Here is a 22,053-nt window from a genome sequence, read left to right on the forward strand (position 1 = left end):
CCCGCCCCCGGTGCGATGGTTGTCACGGTGCGGTCGGCATTACCAGCCGCTCGCCCCGTAGACGGTGGTGTAGCTGCTGCCGAAGCCTCCGTCGACGCCGGTCACCAGGGCGACTCCGCCTCCGAGGGTCCACACGATGTCGCCGTTGCTGTTGCGCACGAAGGCGCCCTCCATGGTCATGTCGTCCGGCAGGGACAACTCGTCCTCGGAATTCACCGCCACCCCGGCCAGCCCATGGACGCCCAGGAGCGGCCCGTAAGCCACGTCGCCACCCACGCCGGTTCCGGCGATCTGGTTGAAGCTGTCCGCGTTGCTGTAGACGACGTCCAGTGATCCGGACGCACCCCAGCCGACCGCCGGACCGTGGCTCTCGGTGAACCCGATGTCGTAGTCGCCGTTGGACGTCTGGACAACCATGAAGCAGCCCTGCTCGGCGTAGCCCACGCCGAAGCCTCCGCCGAGACCGCCACAGAGCCCGGCGGTCCCACCGTCCCCACCGACCTGGGTGAAGCCGGTGAGCAGGGTGTGGGTGATCCCGCCGAGGAGGCGCTCCCAGGCCGGGATCGGCTTCGGAGCCGGTTCGGGGGTGTCCGCGAAGCCGGTGTCGCCGGTCGACTCCTGCGCGTACGACGTCTGGAAGTGGTAGTCGTCGCCGGGCATCGACGTGTCCGCTTCCTCTTCCAGCGGAAATTCGCTGAAGTTCCGCTCGCAGTGCGGGCCGGGCTCACTGCACAGCATGTGGCCGTCCAGCTCGAACCGGTTGACCGGGTTGCCGCCCGTGAAGGCGTAGCGGTTGCCGGTGAAGGGGTCGACACCGAGCCGCATGTCGGCGAGGGCACCGTTGTACATGTCCCTCGTCGTGAAGCGGTTCAAGCCCGGGGCGTAGTCCCGGAAGCCCATGTCATAGGTGCCGGACGAGACGTCGAACCGCTTGGCGTTGAAGCGGTACGGGTTGTACGGCTCCTGCGCCGGGTCGGCCACGTTCGGCTGGTCGGCGCCGCTGTACTCGGCCTCGTCGTCGGAACCGTAGGCGGTGTAGCCGTAGGTCGCCTTGGTGTCACCGGCCTGCGTCGTGACGGACTCGACGTCACCACGCGTGTTGTACCCGTACACGCCCAGTTCCTCGGTGCTCCCGGACCGCTTGATCTGGGAGAGCCGCCAGCCCCACGGGGAGTACTGGTAGGACGCGGTGACCGAACCCGCGACCTCCTCGCTCAGCACTTCCTCAGTCAGGCCGAGGTAGTTGAACTCGGTGGTCTTGCCGGCCGCGGTCTTGCTGGCGGTGCGGTCGAGCGGGTCGAAGGTGTACGTCGTCACCTGCTGGGTGCCGTCGGAGACGAGTTTGGAGTGCTTCACCACGTGGTCGAAGCCGTCGTAGGTGTTGCGCTCCACGACCTTCCCACCACCCGTGACCGACTCCAGCCGACCGAACGGGTCGTAGGTGTAGCTCGCGCCCACCCCGTTGATCGTCCCCGACAGCAGCCGGTTGCGGTCATAGGTGAAGGTCGACGCGACGCCCTTGACCGTCTGGCTGATCACATTGGCGTTGGCGTCGTAGACGTACGACTCCGTCGCCGTGCTCGCGCCGGACTTGGTCACCTCGGCGATCCGGTCGGCCGGGTCGTAGGCGTAGTCGGCCGTGACGTCGATGTAGGTCGACGTGGTGTCCGCATCCTTCTTCGTGCCGACATCCCGCAGCTTGTTGCCGTTGGGGTCGTAGGTGACGGTGTGCTGGGAGACCAGCGTGCCGTTCGCCTTCTTCTCGATCTGGGTGTTCGCCAGACCGTCCAGGTAGTAGGTGTGGTCGACGGTGTTGCCGTTGGCCTTGGTCTCCTTCCGCGGCAGACCGCGGTCGGTGTACGTGTACGACGTCACCTTCGGCGCGGTGTCGGTGGCGGACTTGCCCACCGATACCGTCTTCACCAGTTCGCGCAGGTCGTAGGTGTACTTGGTGTACTGGTCGGGATGCGAGACCGTGTCCGGCTGGCCGTTCGCATCGTATGTGTACGTGGTGGCCTGCTGCGCCGCGCCGCCCGCCGACTCGGTCACCTTCCAGACCTGGTTGAGGCCCGTGTAGGTGATCGCGTACGCGTCGATCGTGGCGTTCGACGAGGTGTCGTCGATCTTGGTGAGATTGCCGTTCACGTCGTAGCCGTACGCGAACGTCTTCTGCTCGTCGTCGGTATCGGCCGTGTTGTCGCGCACCAGTTTCACGCCGTCCGCCACGACCTTGCCGCTGCTGTTCTGGAACAGCTCCAGCTTGGCCGCGTTGGCCTGGGTGAAGGCGTACGAGCCGAGCGAGACCCAGGTGCCGGCGCCGGTGGTCTGGTCGATCGTCTTGTCGGTCGTGCCTCCGTCGTGCGTGACGGTGTACTTGGCCGTGGTCGTCGCGCCCGTTGCCTGCGGGTACTTCACGTACGCGGTGTACGTGCCGTCCGTGGGGATGTTGAGCGTCCAGGTGAAGGCGTCCGTGCCGGTCCCCGCCGCGTGGGTGAGGTGGTCGTAGCCCTGCTGGCCGGCGATGTCACCGGCGGTCCAGGTTCCGGTTTTCGACGTGTTCTGGGTGTCGGAGTTGTCAAGCAGGACCACGTCCTTGCCGACCGGCACACCGTCGTCCGCGCGGGTCCTCAGCTTGCCGTCCGGGTAGTAGGACCAGGTCATCGTGCGGTTGGAGGAACCGCCCGCCGACGTCAGCGTCCGGGCCGTCTGCTTGCCCAGGTCGTTGTAGTCGTATGTGGTGACGATGTCCCACGGGTCCGTGGAGGACTTCACCCAGCCGTTGTCGAAGTAGGTGTAGCCGGTGGTGTTGCGGACCGTCTGCCCCTCGGAGGGCGGCAAGGAGGTCGACTTCACCCGGCCCACCTCGTCGTAGCTGGTCTGGGTGTAGACGTTCGGGTCGTTGTAGCGGGAGTCCGCCGGGTCGTACGGCTGGTACTGCTTGACCGGGCGGTTCAGCGCGTCGAACTCGGTGCGCTGGGTGAACGCCTCCGTCGTACCGGCCGCCACAGCCCTCGGCGTGATCACCTTGGTGGTGTTGCCGACCTGGTCGTACTCGTACTTCGTAGTGCGGTACGTGATGGTCGTGGTGCCGTCGTGCGGGACCTTGACCTCGGTCTGTTTGCCGCGCTCGTCGTAGGAGATGAGGGTGGTGTTGTTCTCGGCGTCGGTCGAGGAGACGACCAGTCCGTCCTTGTCGTAGCCCTTCCTCGTCGTCTTGCCGCCCGCGTCCGTGACGACCGTGACCCGGTGGTTCAGGTCGTAGTCGGTCTTGGTCGTGTAGTCGGTCGTGTCGGTCGTCGCGTTCTTCTTGGGGTCGATGACCGTGACGAGGTTGCCGACGTTGTCGTACTCGTAGGAGAGCTTGTCGCCGGCGGCGTTCACCACCTGCGTGAGCTGATTGATGGCGTCGTAGGTGTTCCGCGTGACGTAGTCCGTGGTGTCGGACGTGGTCAGCGTGCCCTTGGGCTCCGTGGTGCTCTTGAGGTTGCCGACCTTGTCGTAGGTGTAGGCCGTTCTGCGCTCGTCGGACGTGGTGGTGTCCTTGGGCTGGGTGGCCGAGCTGACCTGGTCCGCGTTGTCGTACACCGCCGTGGACACCGAGCCGTTGGGCGCCGTCGACTTGGTGATGTTGTCGTTGGCGTCGTACTCCGGTGCAGGCGTGGTGATCAGGTCACCGCTCGCCTGGTCCTTGGGCACGGTCTTGACCAGCGGACGCCCGAACGTGTCGTACGTCTGCGTGGTCGTCTTGTCCAGCGCGTCGGTGGCCTCGGTGACCTGGCCGCGCTCGTCGTAGACGAAGAGCGTCGAGTTGGTCTTCGCGTCGGTGATCGTCGTTGGGTAACCGGTCGGGCCGAAGCCGCCGTACGTCGTCGGATTGCCGTTGGCGTCGGTGGCCTTGGTCAGTTGCCCGTAGGAGTTGTACTCGTACGACGTGGTGTAGTCGCCCGCCGTCGCGGTGGCGACGCCCTTGGGGTCGGTGACCGTGGTCAGGTTGCCGAAGGTGTCGTAGCCGAACTGCCAGGCGCGGCCCTCGGGTGAGGTCTTGCGGAACAGGTCGGCCGAGTAGCCGTCGGCGCGGGTCTGGTACTCGTACTTCGCGGCGTTGGCCGGCCACTTGGCGGAGTCCGTGACGCAGGTGGTCGTCTGGTCCGGGACGCCGGTCTTGTTGTTCTCCGCGTCGCGCTGCCAGAGCGGGTAGCCGGTCTTCTGGTCGTAGCAGTACGCGGTCTTGGCGCCGTTGTCCTCCTCCAGGTAGGTGACGTTGTTGTCGGCGTCCCAGCTCATCTTGGTGGTCTGGGACTTGGCGTTGGTGGTCTGCACCGGGCGGGCGAAGTCGTCGGTGACGTACTTCGTCTGGTGCGTCTCGGCGTCGGTGACGGTGGTGTCGGTGAACTTGGTGTTCGTGGTGTTCGCCGCGTACGCGAAGCCGGTGTCACCGCCGAGCCGGTCGGTGATGGTCTTGGTCCACCAGTGGTACTTCGGGTCGTCACCGGTCTGCGGGGCGTAGTACGCCAGCGACGTGCCGTTGCCGCGCGGGTCGGTGGCGGTGACCAGCTTGACGTTCTTGTTGCCCTGGTCTGCGTCGTAGGTGAACTTGAAGTCCTTGGGCTGGGAGGATCCCTCGCCGTCGGTCATCCAGCCCAGCAGGCCCTTGGTCGTGTAGTAGAAGGAGAGTTTACGGCCCGAGATGTCCGTGATGGACTTGACGTGGTCGTAGATCTTGGGCTCGTTGAGGTTGGTGCCGGTGGCCTTGGCGCCGGTGGCGGTGATGTACGTGTAGGTGGCATCACCCGATTCGACGCCGCCCTTGTTCTCGTACTTCCGCCAGTAGTCGATCTTCAGTGACTGCCGGCCGGCCGGGTCGGTGATGTAGGTGAGGAACTTCGTCGGCTTGTTGCGGGACTTGCGCTCCTCGTAGGTGTACGTCTGCGTGTTGCCGTTCTTGTCCACGGCCGAGGTCAGATAGCCGTCGCAGCCGAAGAAGAACCGTGTGCCGTCCGGGCGCAGCAGTGTCCAGGCGTCCGGGACGGGGTCCTTGGCCGGGGTGCAGTCCAGGCCCGCTTTCATGGTGATGCGGTAGTGGACGCCCGCCGGGGCCTTCCAGGTGCCGTCGGCCTGCTTGGTGAAGACGTGCGTGGTGCCGTCCCCGTCCGGCAGGCGGATCTCGGTGGCGTTCTGGTTGGGGTTGGGGTGGAAGTCCAGCGGCGCACCGAGCCGGACCGGGCCCGCCAGTTGTGCCGACCAGCCCGCGCCGGTCACCGTGTCGCTGGTGTCCAGCGAGTTGTAGGCGAACCTGGCGAACGTCGTCAGGCCCCGGCCGGGGTTGCTGAACGCGTTGTAGGACCACACGCTGTTGCCGGAGGCCAGGTTGTTCATCACCGTGGAGCCGGCGCCGGTGTTCTTGCCGGTGTAGGAGTAGAACTTCTCCAAACCCAGGGTGTTGGAGGTGGGGTCCTCCACCGCCACGTTCTGCTTCAAGGCCGGGATGCCGCCGGTGCCGGCGGACAGCCAGGTGCCGTCGGAGACCTTGCGGACGTCCCAGCCCAGCACGTACTCGGTGCGCTTGTTGCCCGCATCGGAGTTGACCGGCGTGTTCACCGTCGCCTGGATCGTCGCCGACTGACCGGGGTTCAGGGCAGGGATGGCGGTGGCGGCCTGGTTGCCGCCGGTGGTCACGTCCGTGCCGTCGGGCAGCTTCCAGGTGTACGACAGCTCCCGCTCACCCGCCGCCCACGCACTGGAGGTGGTGTTGGTGACGGTGAAGTCCACCGTGTAGGTGGAGTTCGGGGTCATCCGGGACGGGGTCTGCGGCGCGTAGTAGGTGTCCTCGGTCGTGGAGTCGACGTAGATCACCCGCAGCAGCGGGCCGATCTGCCAGTCGTCCGCCTCCGAGGCCAGGAACAGGGTGCGTTCCTGCGGCCCGGTCGAGGACTCGTCCGCCAGCTTGACCAGCGCACCGTGGTTGGCGGACGGGGCGTCCACCCAGCCCTGGGTCAGGCCGGTGGCGTCCCACCAGTGCCGGCCCACATCGTTGCTCCACTGCGGGGTGTAGTCCGACACCACGGAGGAGCGGTCGCCGCCCGCGCTGGTCCACGCCGTCGTCGAGGTGGCGTTGTTCCACGTCGCCGTCGTCTCGTCGAAGCCGCGGGTCAGGCCGTGCAGGTTGTAGCGGGCGCCGTTGGAGCCGGTGGTGGTCTGCGCCGCCCACATGAACAGCCGTGACTCCAGCACCGTGGCCGTGGCCGGGATGTCGCCTGTGTCGAACTTCATCGCCGCACGGGTGGTGCCGTAGGTGGCGGAGTTGTTGCCCACGCTCAGCCAGTTCTGGCCCACGTCCCAGGAGTTGATGGTGTCCTGGTTGGTGGTCGGCTGCGCGGACGACAGGGTCGTGTCCGTCACGCCGGAGGTGCCCTGGATGAGCTTCATCGTGCGGCCGGCCTTCGGTACGCCCACCACCCGGGTCGGGGAGCCGAGCAGCTCACCGTTCTTCGTCTTCACCGCCAGCTGGTAGTAGTACGAGCGGCCGATCTCCGCCGAAGACGAGTCCGGCGTCGGGGTCGCGGTCGTATCCGTGTAGCTGGTGACCGACTTGTCGACCGGCGCGATCAGGGTGGCCGCGGACGGCGTGAACGCCTGCTGCGTGGAGCGGTGCAGCTGGTACTCCACGATGTCCAGACCGGCATCGCCGGAGTCGTTGTCGTAGGCCTTCCACGACAGTTCCGGGCCGGTGGAGTGGATCACCTGCGGGGAGTCGAGCGTGGTGCCGACCTTGCCGTAGGTGACCGTCAGCCGGGGGATCGTCGAGGTCTCGCCGCCGTAGGCGCCGTCCCCGGCCTCATAGAGCGGACCGCCCAGCGCCCCGGTGGACGACTCGTTGCTCGCCTTGAGCACGAACCCGTGGTTGGCCTCCGTCCCGTTCACCCACTTCTGCACGGTGTCGGTGACCGGGAACTTGTCCCACGTGTTGTACTCGCCCTTGGACCGCGTCAGCTGCGCCGGGTTCACCCAGCGCACCGCGTCCGCGATCACCGCCGTCGACGTGGACACCGGACCGTCCCCCAGGACCACCTTGCCGGCCGTGCCCTTGGCGAAGCTGATCTGCGAGCCGCTGTTCAGCGACGTCCACACGCCGCCCGAACCCGCCGACTGGTCCACCGTGTAGGTCGTGGCGCCGTCCTTGGACGTCACCGTGTACGGGGCGTTGGTGGCCCGGTCCGAGGCGGCCACATGATGCACGTCGACCCGGTAGGTGGCGCTCTCCGGCAGCTGGGGCTGCCAGGTGTAGGCGTCCCCGGCCACCGCATCCTTGTTGTAGCGGTAGTCCTGGTTGACGGCGTACTGCGTCAGCGACGAAGAGGAGGCCGGCCAGGTGCCGGACGCCGCCGTGGTACCCGCATCCCCCTCGTCCACCTGCACACTCGTGCCGGACAGCTCACCCACCAGCGAACTGGTGCTGTCCCAGGTCGCCGTGGACTCGTCCCACGCCCCCGTCGCCCGGTGCGCCTTGATCAGGACACTGGTGCCGGCGGTGGTGTGCGACTGGTCGTAGTACATCTCCAGCCGCGCCGTATCGATCTTCGTGCCCGCCGGGATCTCGTCCAGCGGGAACTTGATCAGCGACCGGGCGGTGCCCGTGTCCGTGCGGCCCGCCGACAGCTTCCAGGAGGAGCCGAAGTTGGACGTCGGCTGGTCCGACAGGACCATGGCATCCTGTGCGGCGTCCCCGACCGGCGCGATCGTGATCGTCGGGTCGATCACCACCGGGTACTGCCGGTCCTTCGACGCCAGCCACTTCTCATCCGGCGCGACGGTCAGCTTCCAGCCGTCCCCGTCCCGCGTGAGCTTCTGGGTGACCTTCCGGCTGTAGGTCTGCCCGAAGACGGAAGCATCCGCCCTGGCCGCGTCCGTCATGTACGGCGCCGGGATGATCAGTTCGGGCGTGTCCGGCAGCTCGCCGAACAGCGCGATCGAACCGTCCTTACGCGCCTTCGGCTCCAGCCCGTCGGTGTCCAGCGTGAAGGTGAACGTCACCGGACCGTCCGGGCGCTTGGCCAGGGTGATGTTCTCCTTCACCCGGCCCGGACCGACCACATACTCCAGGTCCGCGCCGTGCACCACGTCCTCGTAGGTGACCGTGGAGCCCTTCACCTTCGCAGTGAGGTCCTTGCCCGCCATGCCGTCCAGGCCCAGAGTGACCGAACGGCCGCTCGGCGAGGCGAACCGCACCAGCCGGCCGGCATCCCCACCGAACCAGGACCGCCCGTTGTTCGTGGTGTTGGCGAACGCATAACCCTTCGCCTTCGTGTCACGCACCGTGGTGTCGACCGGCTTCCAGGCCGCCTTCTTGCCCTCACCCGAGCGGTACGAGGTCGGCACCGCCGACAGCTCCGCCTGCACCCGGCCGTCCGACAGCTCCCAGAACCGGGCGTTGGCCGTGCGCCGGCCCGTCAGCTCCCTGACCCGCTTCGCCTCCGGATCGGCCTTGCCCTTCGGCAGCTTCTGCCGGTCCGCCACATCCAATTCGTCATGCGACGGAGGCTTCTCGTTTACCTTGCCGTCTTCGCTATCATCGGCGAACCAGCTTTTGACGGTGTCGGCTATTCCCTTGCCTTCACCGTCGTCAGCGGGCGCCGCATAAGCGACCTGAGGCAGCGCGGTACTTGTCACCGCGGCCACCACAAGGCACGCCATAAGCCTGCCCAGTCTGGGTCTCACGCCAAACCTCTCCTCGAATATCAGGGCCCGAACATTGCCGCCGAAAAACCCCTCCACCTGCATGGACGGCAGGCCATAGGCAGCGGCGCCGAATTCTCATTCCTTCCGATGACCCCATGTCAAGCGACCGGACAATGCGGATACCTGAGGTCAAAAAGGTCGTCGAGTGTCCGATATTTCCGCCCACTGGAAATCGACCGACGGAATCGTGTATAAGCGCCCGACGGCAGCTTTCTGAATTTCAAGAGGAGTACGCCCGTGAGCGTCGAAACCCGGGAACGCGAAGCACCGGAAACAGAAACCGAAAACTCGAAGAACCCGAAGAAGTCATCCGGCGACCGCGCCGGCCTGCTCGCCGCCGGTGCCGTACTGGCCGCCTGCGGCGGTTTCGTCCTCTACGGCGTGCTCGACCCGGGCGAGGACGACGAGAAACCGGCAGACCGCACCCCCACCGCCGCGGTGACCTACGAAGTGACCGGCGAGGGCACCGCCGACATCACCTACCAGGCCCGCAGCGCCTCAGGAGAAGCCGTCATCGTCAAGGCGGCCACCCTGCCCTGGCGCAAGACCGTCGACGTCCCCCTCGGCCAGGACCCGACCGTCAGCATCGTCCTCGGCGAGAAGGGCGGCCAGGCCCGCTGCACCCTCGCCCTCCGCGGCAAGCACGTCCAGAGCGCCACCGCCACCGGCACCTTCGGCCGCGCCACCTGCACCGGCGCGCTGCCCGGACAGGCGGACGCGACCCAGGGCTGATCCCCCCTCCGCCCACCCAGGGCTGACACCCCCTATGCCCCATATCAGCATCTTTGTCGCATCACTTGACACCGATCCGGCCACGTAACTACAACCCCGGCTCGGTTGCACATGACCCCTCCCAGGCCGTGCGGCATGCGTCCGCGCGGTCCTTCCGTCGTGCCGTCGCGCGCCCGCCCGCCCGCTTCGCCACCGCGCCCGCATCCGTGGACCGTCCCCGACACGCCCCATTCGTAAGGAGCCCAGCGTGCAGGTCTTCCCCCGGCAGGCTCTGATCAGCGCCGCCGTCGTCAGCGTTCTGGCGGTGACAGCCGCCTGCGGCGGACAGGACGACCAGCAGGCGGCGGCAGCCGACTCGGTCGAGGCGTCGCGGACGCCGGGCGACAGCCCCGCCGACGCCTCCGGCTCCGCGTCCCCGAGCGCCTCCGTCTCCGCCAGTCCGTCCACCTCCGACGACGCCTCCGCCTCGGCGTCCCCCTCCGCCTCCGCGTCCGACGCCGCCACGCGGGAAGCCGGCGCGGCGGCGAGCGGCACCGGCGCGGGCACAGGCACCGGCTCGGCGACCGGCGGCCAGCAGGACCCGGCGCCCGCCGCACCCGCCGCCCCCGACTTCCCGGTACCGGTCGAGGCCGGCGACGCCACCCAGCTGATCACCGTCAAGGCCAGCGGCTCCTACGCCACCGTCACCGCCTGGGCCAAGGGTTCCTCCGGCTGGAAGGCCCAGTTCAGCACCAGCGCGGGCCGGGTCGGCTCCAACGGCGTGACCGACGGGGCGACCCGGCGGCAGAGCACCTACACCACCCCGAGCGGCACGTACACGATCACCGAGGGCTTCGGCCACCTCGCCGGCGGCACCGCCATGCCGTACCACGTGGTCACCGACGACGACTGGTGGGTGCAGGACCCCGAGTCGAAGTTCTACAACTCCATGCACGGCGAGGAGGGCGCGGACTTCCCGCTCACCGAGTCCGGCGACCGCGGCAGCGAGCACCTCATCAACTACCCGACCCAGTACGCCAAGGCCCTCGTCATCAACTTCAACCGGTGGCCCGCCACACCCGGCCGCGGCGCCGGCATCTTCCTGCACGTCAACGGCAGCGGCGCGACGGCGGGATGTGTGTCGGTACCCCGGGCCACCATGGACCGCATCATGGGCTGGATCACGCCGTCCGCCCATCCCCGGATCGCCATCGGCTGAATCCAAAAGTGATCTGCGTCACTCCCCTATCTGGTGCAGTGACGTTTGCGCAGTGCAAAACGCTGGGTGGAGCGGGCCATCTCTGTGGCTGATGCGCCTCGCGTGACTTTCTTTCTGGTCTTCCTTCGGCCCTCCAGGGCCTTCTTTTGGGGTGGGATTCGTCTTGAGTCGTCGTACTCGACGTGCGCGTCGTACGTCGCACGCGTACAGACCGCTGAGCCTGAAGCGCAGAGCCTGGCTGACGCTCGGCGCCGTCGTGCTGGGGGGTGGCGGCGTGGCCACGTACGCGCTGGCCGACCCGTCCGACGACACCGGCGCGACGGGCCGGGCCAAGCGCCCGACGAAGGTCTACGACCTCGCGCTGAAGGGCAGCGGCAGCAAGGAGCGGGAGCTGCCGCGCACCGGCACCAACCAGTTCTCGCTGCTGGGCGTCTCCTGGACCGGGCCCACGAAGCAGATCGACGGCACCGCCCAGGTGCGTACCCGCAGCCTGGAGACCGGTGAGTGGAGTGCCTGGCAGGACCTGGAGCTGGGCGCGGATCCGCCGGAGGGCGTCGAGCCGGGCATGCGTGGCGCCTCGGAGCCGCTGTGGGTCGGTCCGTCCGACGGTGTCGAGGTCCAGGTCGTGCGCGAGGACGGTACGGCCAGCGCCGGGCTGCCCACGGGGCTCGAGGTCAACCTGGTCGACCCGGGTGTGGTGACCTCCGCCGAGACCAAGTCCACCGGCACCGAGTTCGAGCCGGCCGCGTTCGCCGCCGAGACCGACCCGGCCGCCACGCCCACTGACGCGGTCACCCCCACGGACACCCCGACCGAGTCGCCCGCGCCGGATCCGACCACGCCGGACCCGACGGCCACGGACCCGACCACGACACCGTCGGACACCGCGGCGCCCACCGACACCGCGACCCCGACGGACCCGGCCACCGCGTCCCCGACGCCGACCGAGACCGTGCCGACCGCCCCGCCGTCCACCGTGACCCGGCCGCCCATCGCCACCCGGGCGCAGTGGGGTGCCGACGAGTCGAAGGTGGACGACCCGCCCTCCTACATCGACAAGGTGCAGGCGGTGTTCGTGCACCACACCGTCGGCTCCAACAGCTACAGCTGCGCCCAGTCGGCGTCGCTGGTGCGCGGCATCATGGCGTACCACACCGACGTCAACGGCTGGAACGACCTCGGCTACAACTTCCTGGTCGACAAGTGCGGCCAGGTCTTCGAGGGCCGCGCGGGCGGCGCCGACCTGCCCGTGCAGGGCGCGCACACCTACGGCTTCAACAGCTACTCCACCGGCATCGCCATCCTCGGCGACTTCCAGGGCGACCCGGACAAGGGCATCCCGCCGGGCCGGCCGACCCGGGCCACGCTGGAGTCGGTGGCCCGCGTCGCCGCCTGGAAGCTGGGCCAGTACGGCGTCAGCCCGACCGGCAAGGTCACGCTGACCGCCGGCGGCAACACCGGAGTGTGGGACGAGGGCGAGCAGGCCACCCTCAACACCATCTCCGGCCACCGCGACGGCTACGCCACCGAGTGCCCGGGTGACGCGATGTACGCCAAGCTCGGCGAGATCCGCCGCTACGCCGCGAGCGCCGGCGCCAACTCCGCCATCCCGACCGCCGACTTCAACCGCGACGGCGTCAACGACCTGGTCGCGGGCACGCGCCGGGCGCTGAGCAGCGGCGGCACGGTGACCGTCGTACCGGGCAACACGGAGGGGCCGGACGCCACGCTCAAGCGCTCCCTCACGCAGAACAGCCCCGGCGTGCCCGGCGGCCACGAGTCCTACGACTACTTCGGCGAGGCGACCGCCTGGGGCGACATCAACGGCGACGGCTACGCCGACCTGGCCATCGGCGCGCCCGGCGAGAACTGGGGCAGCACGAAGGACCGCGGCTCGGTCACCGTCCTGTACGGTCCCGGCCTGAACTCCGGGTTCAACTACACCACCACCGGCGTGACCCAGACCGGCGCCAAGCTGGGCTCGGCCGTCACGGTCGGCGACTTCAACGCCGACGGCAAGGCCGACGTCTTCTCCGCCGGCTCCGGCAACAGCGGCAGCTGGAACGCCCGCCTGACCGGCGGCACCACCCAGTACGGCACGCTCACCAGCGCCTCCGGGTCCCTCGCGTACCTCGACGCCGCCACCGGCGACTTCAACCGCGACGGCTACGCGGACGTGGCCCTCAACTACCGCGACCAGTCCGGCATCGGCCGCGTCACCTGGTTCAAGGGCTCCGCCTCCGGCCTGGTCAAGGTCAGCGTCCTGTCCGTCAAGGGCGGCCGCTCCATCGCCGCGGGCGACGTCAACGGCAACGGCTACGACGACATCGCCATCGGCCAGCCGTACACCGCGGAGTCCGACGCCGCCAGCGGCGGCCAGGTCACCGTGGTTCCGGGCACCTCGACCGGCTTCACCACCACCGGCATGCGCACGCTCCACCAGGGCAGCAGCGGCGTTCCCGGCGCCGGCGAGTCCGGTGACGGCATGGGTGCCTCCGTCTCGGTCGGCGACTACGACGACGACGGCTACGCGGACGTCCTGGCCGGCCTGCCGGGCGAGGACCTCACCCGCAGCGACACCGCCCGGACCAACGCGGGCATGGCCGTGCTGCTCAGGGGCACCTCGTCCGGCCTGACCGGCTCCGGCGGCAAGGGGTTCACACAGGACAGCAGCGGCATCACCGGTGTGACCGAGTCGTACGACATGCTCGGTTCCGCCGTCGTCCTGCAGGACCTCTCCGGCTGGGGCCGCGCCGACCTGGCCATCGGTGTGAAGGGCGAGAACGGTTACGACGGCGTCATCCTGCAGCTCGACAGCGGCAGCGCCGGCATCAGCAACAGCGGCGGCGTCTACTACACCAAGAGCTCCCTCGGGACCCCGACGGACGCTCGCCTCGGCGAGGCCCTGACGCCGTAGCGGTCGACACCACCTGACTCGGCCGGGACCCCTCCCATTCACGGGGTCCCGGCCGAGTCATGCCATACGGCGTCGCTTCACCACCGCGACCGCCCGCTCGTCGCGTCCCGGCACAGCAACCGCAGCGACCCGTCGCCCGCGAAACACCGCCGGGCCTCGTCGATCGGATCCCACAGCCGCCCGTCGGGCGTGCGGATCCAGTGGTCGCCGCCCGACGTCCACCACTCGGCGCCGGTCTGACGGGCGATCACCTCACCGGCGTACGCGCCGAAACCACGCAGCGTGTTCTCCACGGCTGCGTACGGCGTCCGCTCGCGCCGCAGACTCTCGATCATCCGGTCGACCCGCCACAGGCTCTGCTCCGAGTAGTCGAGCCGCAGCCGCGCTCCCTCGCGCATCGTCGCCACCGCGTCCGCCGCCCACCGCACCGGCTTGGTCGCGGCTGCGGGCCTGGTCTCCGCTTGAGTCGTCACATCTCTGAAAAGCGTGTTCGACCAGCGAATCGTCACCCGGATCCGGCGGCTTTCCCGGACCGGTGCAGGACCGTCCCACCGCGCCCCCACGACGGACACAGGACTCCCTCAGGAACCAGGTTTACCCGGGAGTGACGCTTTGCCGCCGCCATGCGCTCCAGTCACTGATGACTATGTACTTCCATCTGCGCGCGGTGCCGCCCTCGGCCCTGCGCAACAGCCCGACCTGGTTCCAGCGCCTGTTCGAGGACGACTGGGACACCGTCCGGGAGCGGATCGGCCGGCATCGCGAGGAGGTGCTCGACCAGCGGTACGGCGACGTCGAGATCCTCTACGGCGGCATCCCCCCGAACCACGCACCCGAAGGCCCCCGCACCCAAGTGGTCCTCGGCGGCCGCCCGGCCTTCCACACCGACCCCGCCCGGCCGCCGTTCATGCTGCTCACCGCGTCCCAGGTGGCCGGGGTCGCGGAGTTCCTCAAGGGCGCCGCCTTCGACGAGCTGTGGCGGCACGCGCGCGGGCAGCTGCTGCGGCCGTACCACCAGCCGGCGGCGGAACCCGAGGTGCGCGGCCTGTTCGCGGCGACGCACCGCGATCTGACCGCGTTCTACTCGCAGACGGCCCAGTACGGGGACGCGGTGGTGAAGTGGCTGATGGCCTGACGGTACCGACGCGGTCCGGGCGTCGGTCCGGGCGTCAGCCCCTCCCCCGGGCCCGCCGGGACACCACCGCGCGCAGCACCCGCCGCCCCTCGGTCGAGACCTCCAGCGCCCGGCGCAGTCCGCCCGCGCCATGCCCGGCGAGCAGTTCGAGGACGCTGACCTGGCGGCGCAGTTCGGCGGCGACGAGCGGTGACATGCCCTCCGCGCGGCCCACGGCGGGCGCACCGACCGCCCGGACGGAGTCGAGCGCCTCGGTGGGGGCGTCGGCCGAGGCCGTGTCGTCCTCGGCGGGGTCGAGCAGCCGGTGGATCTGGAGCGAGGCGACCGAGCAGGCGTCGGCCCAGACCCGCGCCTCGCCGGCGGACCGTACGACGGGGGCGGCGGCCAGCATCCGCCGGGCGAGCAGCGCGGCCTCGTCCTCGACGTCCTCGTCGTCCATGACCTCGGCTATGCCCAGCTTGCCGCGCACCTGCTCCAGCAGCTCGCCCCAGGCGGCGGGGTCCCCGTCGGTCGCGAGGTTCGCCCACAGTGGGCGCAGCACCTCGTCGTCCCCGCCCAGCAGCGGTACGCAGCGATCCAAACAAGCCAACCCGCTGGCGGCCAGTCCGCGTTCGTCGGCCTGAGCGATCAGTTCCACCAGGCTCATCCAAGCCTCCCTAAGCGGGTCTTCTATGAGGGTCGGGGCCCCCGCACAGGCCCCTGGCTGGCCTTCCTTAACGGAGCCCGCACCTCCCCTTACTGCGTGCGACGACCCGGGAGTGTCACAGCGGCACCACCCCGAGCCGGTCGAGCAGCCGGAAGAAGAGGTTTTCGGCCAAAGGGTCCGCTTCAGCGGTGAGTACGTCGACGACCGACTCCGCGTTCACCTCGTGCCCCGCTTCGGCGGCCCAGGCGACGGCCCGCTCGGCGGCGTCGGGAGGTTCGAGGAAGTAGTCCTCCAGGGTGAGACCCTCGTCCGAGGCGCCGAGATACCCGGCCATGGCGGCCCGCGCCAGACAGGTCGTCCACGCCCCGCTCTCCGGCGCCGCCGCCTCCACCACCACCGACGCGCTGTCCATGACGTACCCGAAGAGCGCGGGCGCGCCCGTCTCCTGGGCCAGGGTGTTCATGCTGCCGACGTCGCCGCCGCCGTTCGGGTACTCCCACACCTGCCATCCGTCGGGCGCCTCCGTCCTGAGCGTCATCCCCTCGGCGCCGGCCAGCGCGTCCAGCTCCGCCAGCGGCCGCGTCCCGCGGCCCACGACGAAGAACCCCCAGTAGCCCATCCCGGTTTCCCCCTGGCTGATCGGTTCGGCTCGGCCGAATACACCACATTCGTACGGGGGTTCGCAGCCGTTCGGGTCAATCCACAGCTCAGTCCAGCCGGTCCGCGAGCGCCCTGAACCGGGCCCAGGTCAGTTGCGGCTGATCCGCGTCCCACAGCTTCTGCGCCGTCGCCCGCAGCGGCATCCGGATCCCGGCCGCGACCTGCGCCTGCGTCTGGGAGTCGGCCAGATCGCACCACACGGCGAAGGAGCCGCCCAGGATCTGGCCGTCGTACTCGGCCGGCACGGCCACGGTTCCCCTGAGGACCCGCGGTGTCCACTGCTCGTAAATCCGCTCGCCGGTCGGATAGACGAAGGTCTGCGGCTCGCCCAGCACGTAGTAGAGGAACTCGTCGTTGTAGTTGACGACCTTCCGCCCGGCGCTCAGATACTCCACCGGCACCCGGGCGCCGATCTCCTTGCCGGTCCAGTAGGCCACCTGGATGTCCTTGTCCGGCTGGACGGAGGTGTTCCGGAAGAACCCGTCGTTCCAGGCCCGCGGGGTGCGGTCATGGGCGCGGACGGTCTCGGCGCGGTCGTTGAGCCACCCGGTGGCGAGGTCGGCGACGGTGGCGCCGGAGCCGTGGGCCTCGCGGGCGGCGGTGGCGAGCTGCGGGTAGGACGCCTCGGGGTCGGAGACGACCAGGGCCTGGTACTCGTCGCCGCCGAGGTGCCACTGACCGCCGGGGAACAGGCCGGCGTACTCGTTCAGCAGGTCGTCGACGATCTCGGCGGACTCGGGCTTGGAGATGTCGATGGCGCCCCGGGTCGCGGCACCGTTCACGTTGCGCAGTTGCAGATCGGGGTGCGCGGCGATGACGGCCCCCAGATGCCCGGGCGAGTCGATCTCGGGCACCACGGTGATGTGCCGGCTCTCGGCCAGCTGGACGATCTTCCTGACCTGCGCCTTGGTGAGGTGCTGCCGCGACACCACCTCGGGGTGCGAGTCGGACTCGATCCGGAAGCCCTGGTCGTCGGAGAAGTGCAGCCCGAGCTGGTTGAACTTCAGGTCCGCCAGCTCCCGCACCCGGTCCTCGATCCAGTCGGCGGTGAAGTGCTTGCGGGCTATGTCCAGCATGAACCCGCGCACCGGCTTGGCGGGCGCGTCGCGTACGACGCCCTCCGGTGCCGTACCCCCACCCGCGACCTCCTGCTTGAGCGTCCGGGTCCCGTAGAAGACCCCCGACTCACCCGGCCCGCTGATCGCCACCCGCCCACCGCGCACGGTCATGGTGTACGACTCGGGATTCGCGCCTTCGTCCTCGCTCAGCGCCAGCCGCACGTCCCCGGCCCGCGCGTCGTCCTTGCGCCCGGCATACGTCAGCCCGAGCTCACCGGCTATGAGCCGTCCCTCGTCGGCCAGCTCGGCGTCACTGACCACGACCCGCTCCCCGCGCGCGGGACGCCAGCCGGGACCGCGGGCGGCGGTGTGGGACTGCACCGCCGGAATGGTCTGCGGAGCCTTCGAGAGCGGGTACGACCGTGTGGGTGACGGAGTCGGGCTGGTCCGCCGCCCGACGGGGGAGTCGGCCTGCGAGGTGCCCGGGGCGGAGCCCTGCTGCTCCGGCCCGGCCGGCCCTCCGTCGTCACGGGTGGCCAGGAGCCCGAGGCTCACCCCGGCCGCCACCGTCACGACGACCACCGCGACCATCAGCACCCACGTCTGCTTGAGCGCCCTTTTCGCCGGTGCCCGGCGCCTGTGCTTGTGCTGGCTCACATCGCCAACCTAGGGCCTGTGCACTCGTCCCGCCGTCCAGCCGTCGTTCTGAAACTCTCCCGTTCGACTGAAATTCGGGCATCCTTCGGACATCTCACGTCCACACTCGGTAACGTGGCGCCACTCCTCCCCCAGAATCCCCTGCCGAAACCCACGTGACGCCCACACATCTTCCTGGCCGAGTCGCCATACCGTCCTTGCCCACCGTCCTGGACGCCTTCAACGCCGCGCCCGCCAAGGACGCCCGGCGGCTCCTCCTGGGCTGCCTGCGCAGCCCCCGCTGGGCCGAACGCCTGACCGACCACCGCCCCTACCCCGACGTCGACGCCCTGCTGGCGGCCTCGGACGAGGCGGCGTACGACCTGACGCCGGGGGATCTGGCCCAGGCGCTGGCGGAAGAAACGTTGCCGGTGCTGCCGGAGGGCATATACGGGGCCGCCCATACCGCACTGGATGCCGCCCATGCCGCATACGAGGCCAAGTTCGGCCATGTGTTCGTGATCTGCCTGGACGACCTGCCGCCGGACGAGGCACTGGACCGGGTCCTGGCCGGCATCCGATCACGATTGGCGAACGATCCGGAGGAGGAGCGGGTCGTCGCAGCAGAGGAACTCCGCCGCCTGGCAAGAGGACGGTTGGTCAGCACCCTCAGGGGCGCGAGGAACTGCGCGACCAGCCACAACGGCGCCGCACCCGGCAAATAACAGCCCACACCACCCCATTAGCCGCCAATACCCCATCCGCGTGCCACTTCGATCACATACCCAGCCCCCCGCTCAGCGCCGCAGGCGACCGTGGATACGATGCTGAGGGCCGGTGGACCGTACCCGGCCGGGCCCGACCGACAGCACAAGCCGGCGCGGCCCCAATCCCCGCTCCCGGAGGAACTTCCGTGCCGGCTGGAACGCTGTACCGCGGCCGGGAAGGAATGTGGTCCTGGGTGGCTCACCGAGTCACCGGCGTCCTCATTTTCTTCTTCCTGTTCGTTCACGTGCTGGACACCGCTCTCGTCCGTGTCTCCCCCGAGGACTACGACAAGGTCGTAGCCACGTACAAGACGCCCATCGTCGCGCTGCTGGAGTACGGCCTCGTCGCCGCCATCCTCTTCCACGCGCTCAACGGCCTGCGCGTCATCGCCGTCGACTTCTGGTCGAAGGGCCCGCGCTACCAGAAGCAGATGCTCTGGTCCGTCGTCGGCCTGTGGGTCGTGCTGATGCTCGGGGCGATCTACCCCGTGCTCGGCCACGCCGCTCGTGAAGTGTTCGGGAGCTGACGCGCATGTCCACCACTGAGAAGACCGCCACCGGTATCGGCCCGGTCGAGGGCGAGTCCCTCTACAACGTCGACAACCCGGCCCCGTACATCGAGGCGCCGCGCAAGCGCACCAAGAAGACCCCCCGGTCCACCCGGGGCAACTTCGAGATGGCTGCCTGGCTGTTCATGCGCCTGTCCGGCATCGTCCTCGTCGTCCTGGTCATCGGCCACCTGCTGATCCAGCTCGTGCTGGACGGCGGCGTCTCCAAGATCGGCTTCGCCTTCGTGGCCGGCCGCTGGGCGTCCCCGTTCTGGCAGGTCTGGGACCTGCTGATGCTGTGGCTCGCGATGCTGCACGGCGCCAACGGCCTGCGCACGGTCATCAACGACTACGCGGAGCGCGCGAACACCCGGCTGTGGCTCAAGGGCCTGCTCTACACCGCCACGGTGTTCACCATCCTGCTGGGCACGCTGGTGATCTTCACCTTCGACCCGAACATCCGCTAGGCACGGGGCTGAGGTAACCGATCATGAAGATCCACAAGTACGACACCGTCATCGTCGGCGCCGGTGGCGCGGGCATGCGCGCGGCCATCGAGTCCACGAAGCGCAGCCGCACCGCCGTGCTGACCAAGCTCTACCCCACCCGCTCCCACACGGGCGCCGCGCAGGGCGGTATGGCCGCCGCGCTCGCCAACGTGGAGGAGGACAACTGGGAGTGGCACACCTTCGACACGGTCAAGGGCGGTGACTACCTGGTCGACCAGGACGCCGCCGAGATCCTGGCGAAGGAGGCCATCGACTCCGTCCTCGACCTGGAGAAGATGGGCCTGCCGTTCAACCGCACCCCGAACGGCACGATCGACCAGCGCCGCTTCGGCGGTCACAGCCGCAACCACGGTGAGGCCCCGGTCCGCCGGTCCTGCTACGCCGCGGACCGCACCGGCCACATGATCCTCCAGACGCTGTACCAGAACTGCGTCAAGGAGGGCGTGGAGTTCTTCAACGAGTTCTACGTCCTGGACCAGCTGATCACCGAGGTCGACGGCGTCAAGCGGTCGGCCGGCGTCGTGGCGTACGAACTCGCCACCGGCGAGATCCACGTCTTCCAGGCGAAGGCCGTGATCTACGCCTCCGGCGGCTGCGGCAAGTTCTTCAAGGTGACGTCGAACGCGCACACGCTGACCGGTGACGGCCAGGCCGCCGTGTACCGCCGGGGTCTGCCGCTGGAGGACATGGAGTTCTTCCAGTTCCACCCGACCGGCATCTGGCGCATGGGCATCCTGCTGACGGAGGGCGCCCGCGGTGAGGGCGGCATCCTGCGCAACAAGGACGGCGAGCGCTTCATGGAGAAGTACGCGCCGGTCATGAAGGACCTCGCGTCCCGTGACGTCGTCTCCCGCTCCATCTACACGGAGATCCGCGAGGGCCGCGGCTGCGGTCCCGAGGGCGACCACGTCTACCTGGACCTGACGCACCTCCCGCCGGAGCAGCTCGACGCCAAGCTGCCGGACATCACGGAGTTCGCTCGGACGTACCTGGGCATCGAGCCGTACACGGACCCGATCCCGATCCAGCCGACCGCGCACTACGCCATGGGCGGCATCCCGACGAACGTCGAGGGTGAGGTCCTGGCGGACAACACCACGGTCGTCCCGGGCCTGTACGCGGCCGGCGAGGTCGCCTGTGTGTCGGTCCACGGCGCCAACCGCCTCGGCACCAACAGCCTCCTCGACATCAACGTCTTCGGGCGTCGCGCCGGCATCGCGGCCGCGGAGTACAGCCAGCGGGCGGACTACGTCGAGCTGCCGGAGAACCCGGCGCAGCTCGTGGTCGACCAGGTCGAGCACCTGCGCACCTCGACGGGCACCGAGCGCGTGGCGACCCTGCGCAAGGAGCTCCAGGAGACCATGGACGCCAACGTCATGGTGTTCCGCACCGAGCAGACGATCAAGACGGCGGTCGAGAAGATCGCGGAGCTGCGCGAGCGCTACAAGAACGTCTCGATCCAGGACAAGGGCAAGCGGTTCAACACCGACCTGCTGGAGGCCATCGAGCTGGGCAACCTGCTCGACCTGGCCGAGGTCATGGCCGTGTCCGCACTGGCCCGCAAGGAGTCCCGCGGCGGTCACTACCGCGAGGACTACCCGAACCGCGACGACGTCAACTTCATGCGCCACACCATGGCGTACCGCGAGGTGGGCGACGACGGCACCGAGTCCGTCCGTCTCGACTACAAGCCGGTCGTCCAGACCCGCTACCAGCCGATGGAGCGTAAGTACTGATGGCAACCCCCGTTATGGACAAGGTGGAGGCCGAGTCCGCCGCGTCCCCGTACATCACGGTCACCTTCCGGGTCCGCCGCTTCAACCCGGAGGTCTCGGCCGAGGCGACGTGGGAAGACTTCCAGCTGGAGATCGACCCCAAGGAGCGCGTCCTCGACGGCCTCCACAAGATCAAGTGGGACCTGGACGGCACGCTGACCTTCCGCCGCTCCTGCGCCCACGGCATCTGCGGCTCGGACGCGATGCGGATCAACGGCAAGAACCGCCTCGCGTGCAAGACGCTGATCAAGGACATCAACCCCGAGAAGCCGATCACGGTCGAGCCCATAAAGGGCCTGACGGTCCTGAAGGACCTCGTGGTCGACATGGAGCCGTTCTTCCAGGCGTACCGAGACGTCATGCCCTTCCTCATCACGAAGGACACGAACGAGCCGACGCGTGAGCGCTTCCAGACCGCCGAGGACCGCGAGCGCTTCGACGACACCACGAAGTGCATCCTCTGCGCCGCCTGCACCTCCTCGTGCCCGGTGTTCTGGAACGACGGCCAGTACTTCGGCCCGGCCGCCATCGTCAACGCGCACCGCTTCATCTTCGACTCGCGTGACGAGGCTGGCGAGCAGCGCCTGGAGATCCTCAACGACAAGGACGGCGTGTGGCGCTGCCGCACGACCTTCAACTGCACGGACGCCTGCCCGCGCGGTATCGAGGTCACCAAGGCGATCGCCGAGGTCAAGAAGGCACTGATCACGCGCCGCTTCTGAGGTCGCGTCAGACA

14 protein-coding genes are annotated in these 22,053 nt (G+C 68.9%); 9 read left to right on the forward strand and 5 right to left on the reverse strand.

Annotated elements, in window-relative coordinates:
• Positions 1–39: 39 nt before the first annotated feature.
• Positions 40–8,691 carry a golvesin C-terminal-like domain-containing protein gene (locus IM697_RS39545; RefSeq protein ID WP_194050066.1) on the reverse strand — a complete coding sequence of 2,884 codons (8,652 nt, stop codon included), beginning with the start codon at positions 8,689–8,691 and terminating at the stop codon, positions 40–42.
• Positions 8,692–8,973: 282 nt separating this feature from the next.
• Here IM697_RS39545 and IM697_RS39550 point away from each other — a divergent pair, with 282 nt between their 5' ends.
• From IM697_RS39550 to IM697_RS39560, 3 genes are all read left to right on the forward strand, one after another.
• Positions 8,974–9,468, forward strand: coding sequence for a hypothetical protein (locus tag IM697_RS39550; protein ID WP_228044349.1), 495 nt, complete (start codon positions 8,974–8,976; stop codon positions 9,466–9,468).
• Positions 9,469–9,715: 247 nt separating this feature from the next.
• The gene (locus tag IM697_RS39555; protein ID WP_194041634.1) at positions 9,716–10,666 is read left to right on the forward strand and encodes a L,D-transpeptidase family protein; all 951 of its coding nucleotides are present in this window, start codon (positions 9,716–9,718) and stop codon (positions 10,664–10,666) included.
• 163 nt (positions 10,667–10,829) lie between these two features.
• Entirely contained in the window at positions 10,830–13,583 is a 2,754-nt protein-coding gene (locus IM697_RS39560; protein ID WP_228044350.1) for an FG-GAP-like repeat-containing protein, read from the forward strand.
• 77 nt (positions 13,584–13,660) lie between these two features.
• On the opposite strand, the gene IM697_RS39565 is transcribed toward IM697_RS39560, so the two are convergent.
• Positions 13,661–14,056: a hypothetical protein gene (locus IM697_RS39565; RefSeq protein ID WP_194041636.1), complete on the reverse strand. Its 396-nt coding sequence runs from the start codon at positions 14,054–14,056 to the stop codon at positions 13,661–13,663.
• A gap of 167 nt (positions 14,057–14,223) precedes the next feature.
• Between IM697_RS39565 and IM697_RS39570 the strand changes: the two genes are divergently transcribed.
• Positions 14,224–14,718, forward strand: a complete 495-nt coding sequence (locus IM697_RS39570) for a DUF1877 family protein (RefSeq protein WP_194041638.1) — start codon at positions 14,224–14,226, stop codon at positions 14,716–14,718.
• Between the two features lie 34 nt (positions 14,719–14,752).
• Here IM697_RS39570 and IM697_RS39575 read toward each other — a convergent pair whose 3' ends face one another.
• From IM697_RS39575 to IM697_RS39585, 3 genes are all read right to left on the reverse strand, one after another.
• The gene (locus IM697_RS39575; protein ID WP_194041640.1) at positions 14,753–15,364 is read right to left on the reverse strand and encodes a hypothetical protein; all 612 of its coding nucleotides are present in this window, start codon (positions 15,362–15,364) and stop codon (positions 14,753–14,755) included.
• 115 nt (positions 15,365–15,479) lie between these two features.
• A complete protein-coding gene (locus IM697_RS39580) occupies positions 15,480–15,983 on the reverse strand; it encodes a hypothetical protein (protein ID WP_194041642.1) in 504 nt (167 codons plus the stop codon).
• Between the two features lie 88 nt (positions 15,984–16,071).
• A complete protein-coding gene (locus IM697_RS39585; RefSeq protein WP_194050069.1) occupies positions 16,072–17,673 on the reverse strand; it encodes a beta-N-acetylhexosaminidase in 1,602 nt (533 codons plus the stop codon).
• Between the two features lie 221 nt (positions 17,674–17,894).
• On the opposite strand from IM697_RS39585, the gene IM697_RS39590 reads away from it, so the two are divergent.
• The 5 genes from IM697_RS39590 (at position 17,895) to IM697_RS39610 (ending at position 22,039) form a co-directional block, all read left to right on the forward strand.
• Positions 17,895–18,443, forward strand: a complete 549-nt coding sequence (locus IM697_RS39590) for a 2-oxo-4-hydroxy-4-carboxy-5-ureidoimidazoline decarboxylase (RefSeq protein WP_194041644.1) — start codon at positions 17,895–17,897, stop codon at positions 18,441–18,443.
• Between the two features lie 224 nt (positions 18,444–18,667).
• Positions 18,668–19,012: a succinate dehydrogenase, cytochrome b556 subunit gene (gene sdhC, locus IM697_RS39595; protein ID WP_265582758.1), complete on the forward strand. Its 345-nt coding sequence runs from the start codon at positions 18,668–18,670 to the stop codon at positions 19,010–19,012.
• A 5-nt stretch (positions 19,013–19,017) separates the two neighbouring features.
• Positions 19,018–19,500 carry a succinate dehydrogenase hydrophobic membrane anchor subunit gene (locus IM697_RS39600; protein ID WP_126394429.1) on the forward strand — a complete coding sequence of 161 codons (483 nt, stop codon included), beginning with the start codon at positions 19,018–19,020 and terminating at the stop codon, positions 19,498–19,500.
• Between the two features lie 23 nt (positions 19,501–19,523).
• Positions 19,524–21,278, forward strand: coding sequence for a succinate dehydrogenase flavoprotein subunit (gene sdhA / locus IM697_RS39605; RefSeq protein WP_194041646.1), 1,755 nt, complete (start codon positions 19,524–19,526; stop codon positions 21,276–21,278).
• Positions 21,278–22,039 (forward strand): succinate dehydrogenase iron-sulfur subunit, encoded by a 762-nt coding sequence (locus IM697_RS39610; protein ID WP_190072415.1) that lies wholly within the window; start codon positions 21,278–21,280, stop codon positions 22,037–22,039. The genes sdhA and IM697_RS39610 overlap by 1 nt, the downstream gene beginning before the upstream one ends.
• The last annotated feature ends 14 nt before the right edge of the window (positions 22,040–22,053 follow it).

Origin of the sequence: Streptomyces ferrugineus (assembly GCF_015160855.1) — a bacterium.
Lineage (GTDB): Bacteria > Actinomycetota > Actinomycetes > Streptomycetales > Streptomycetaceae > Streptomyces > Streptomyces ferrugineus.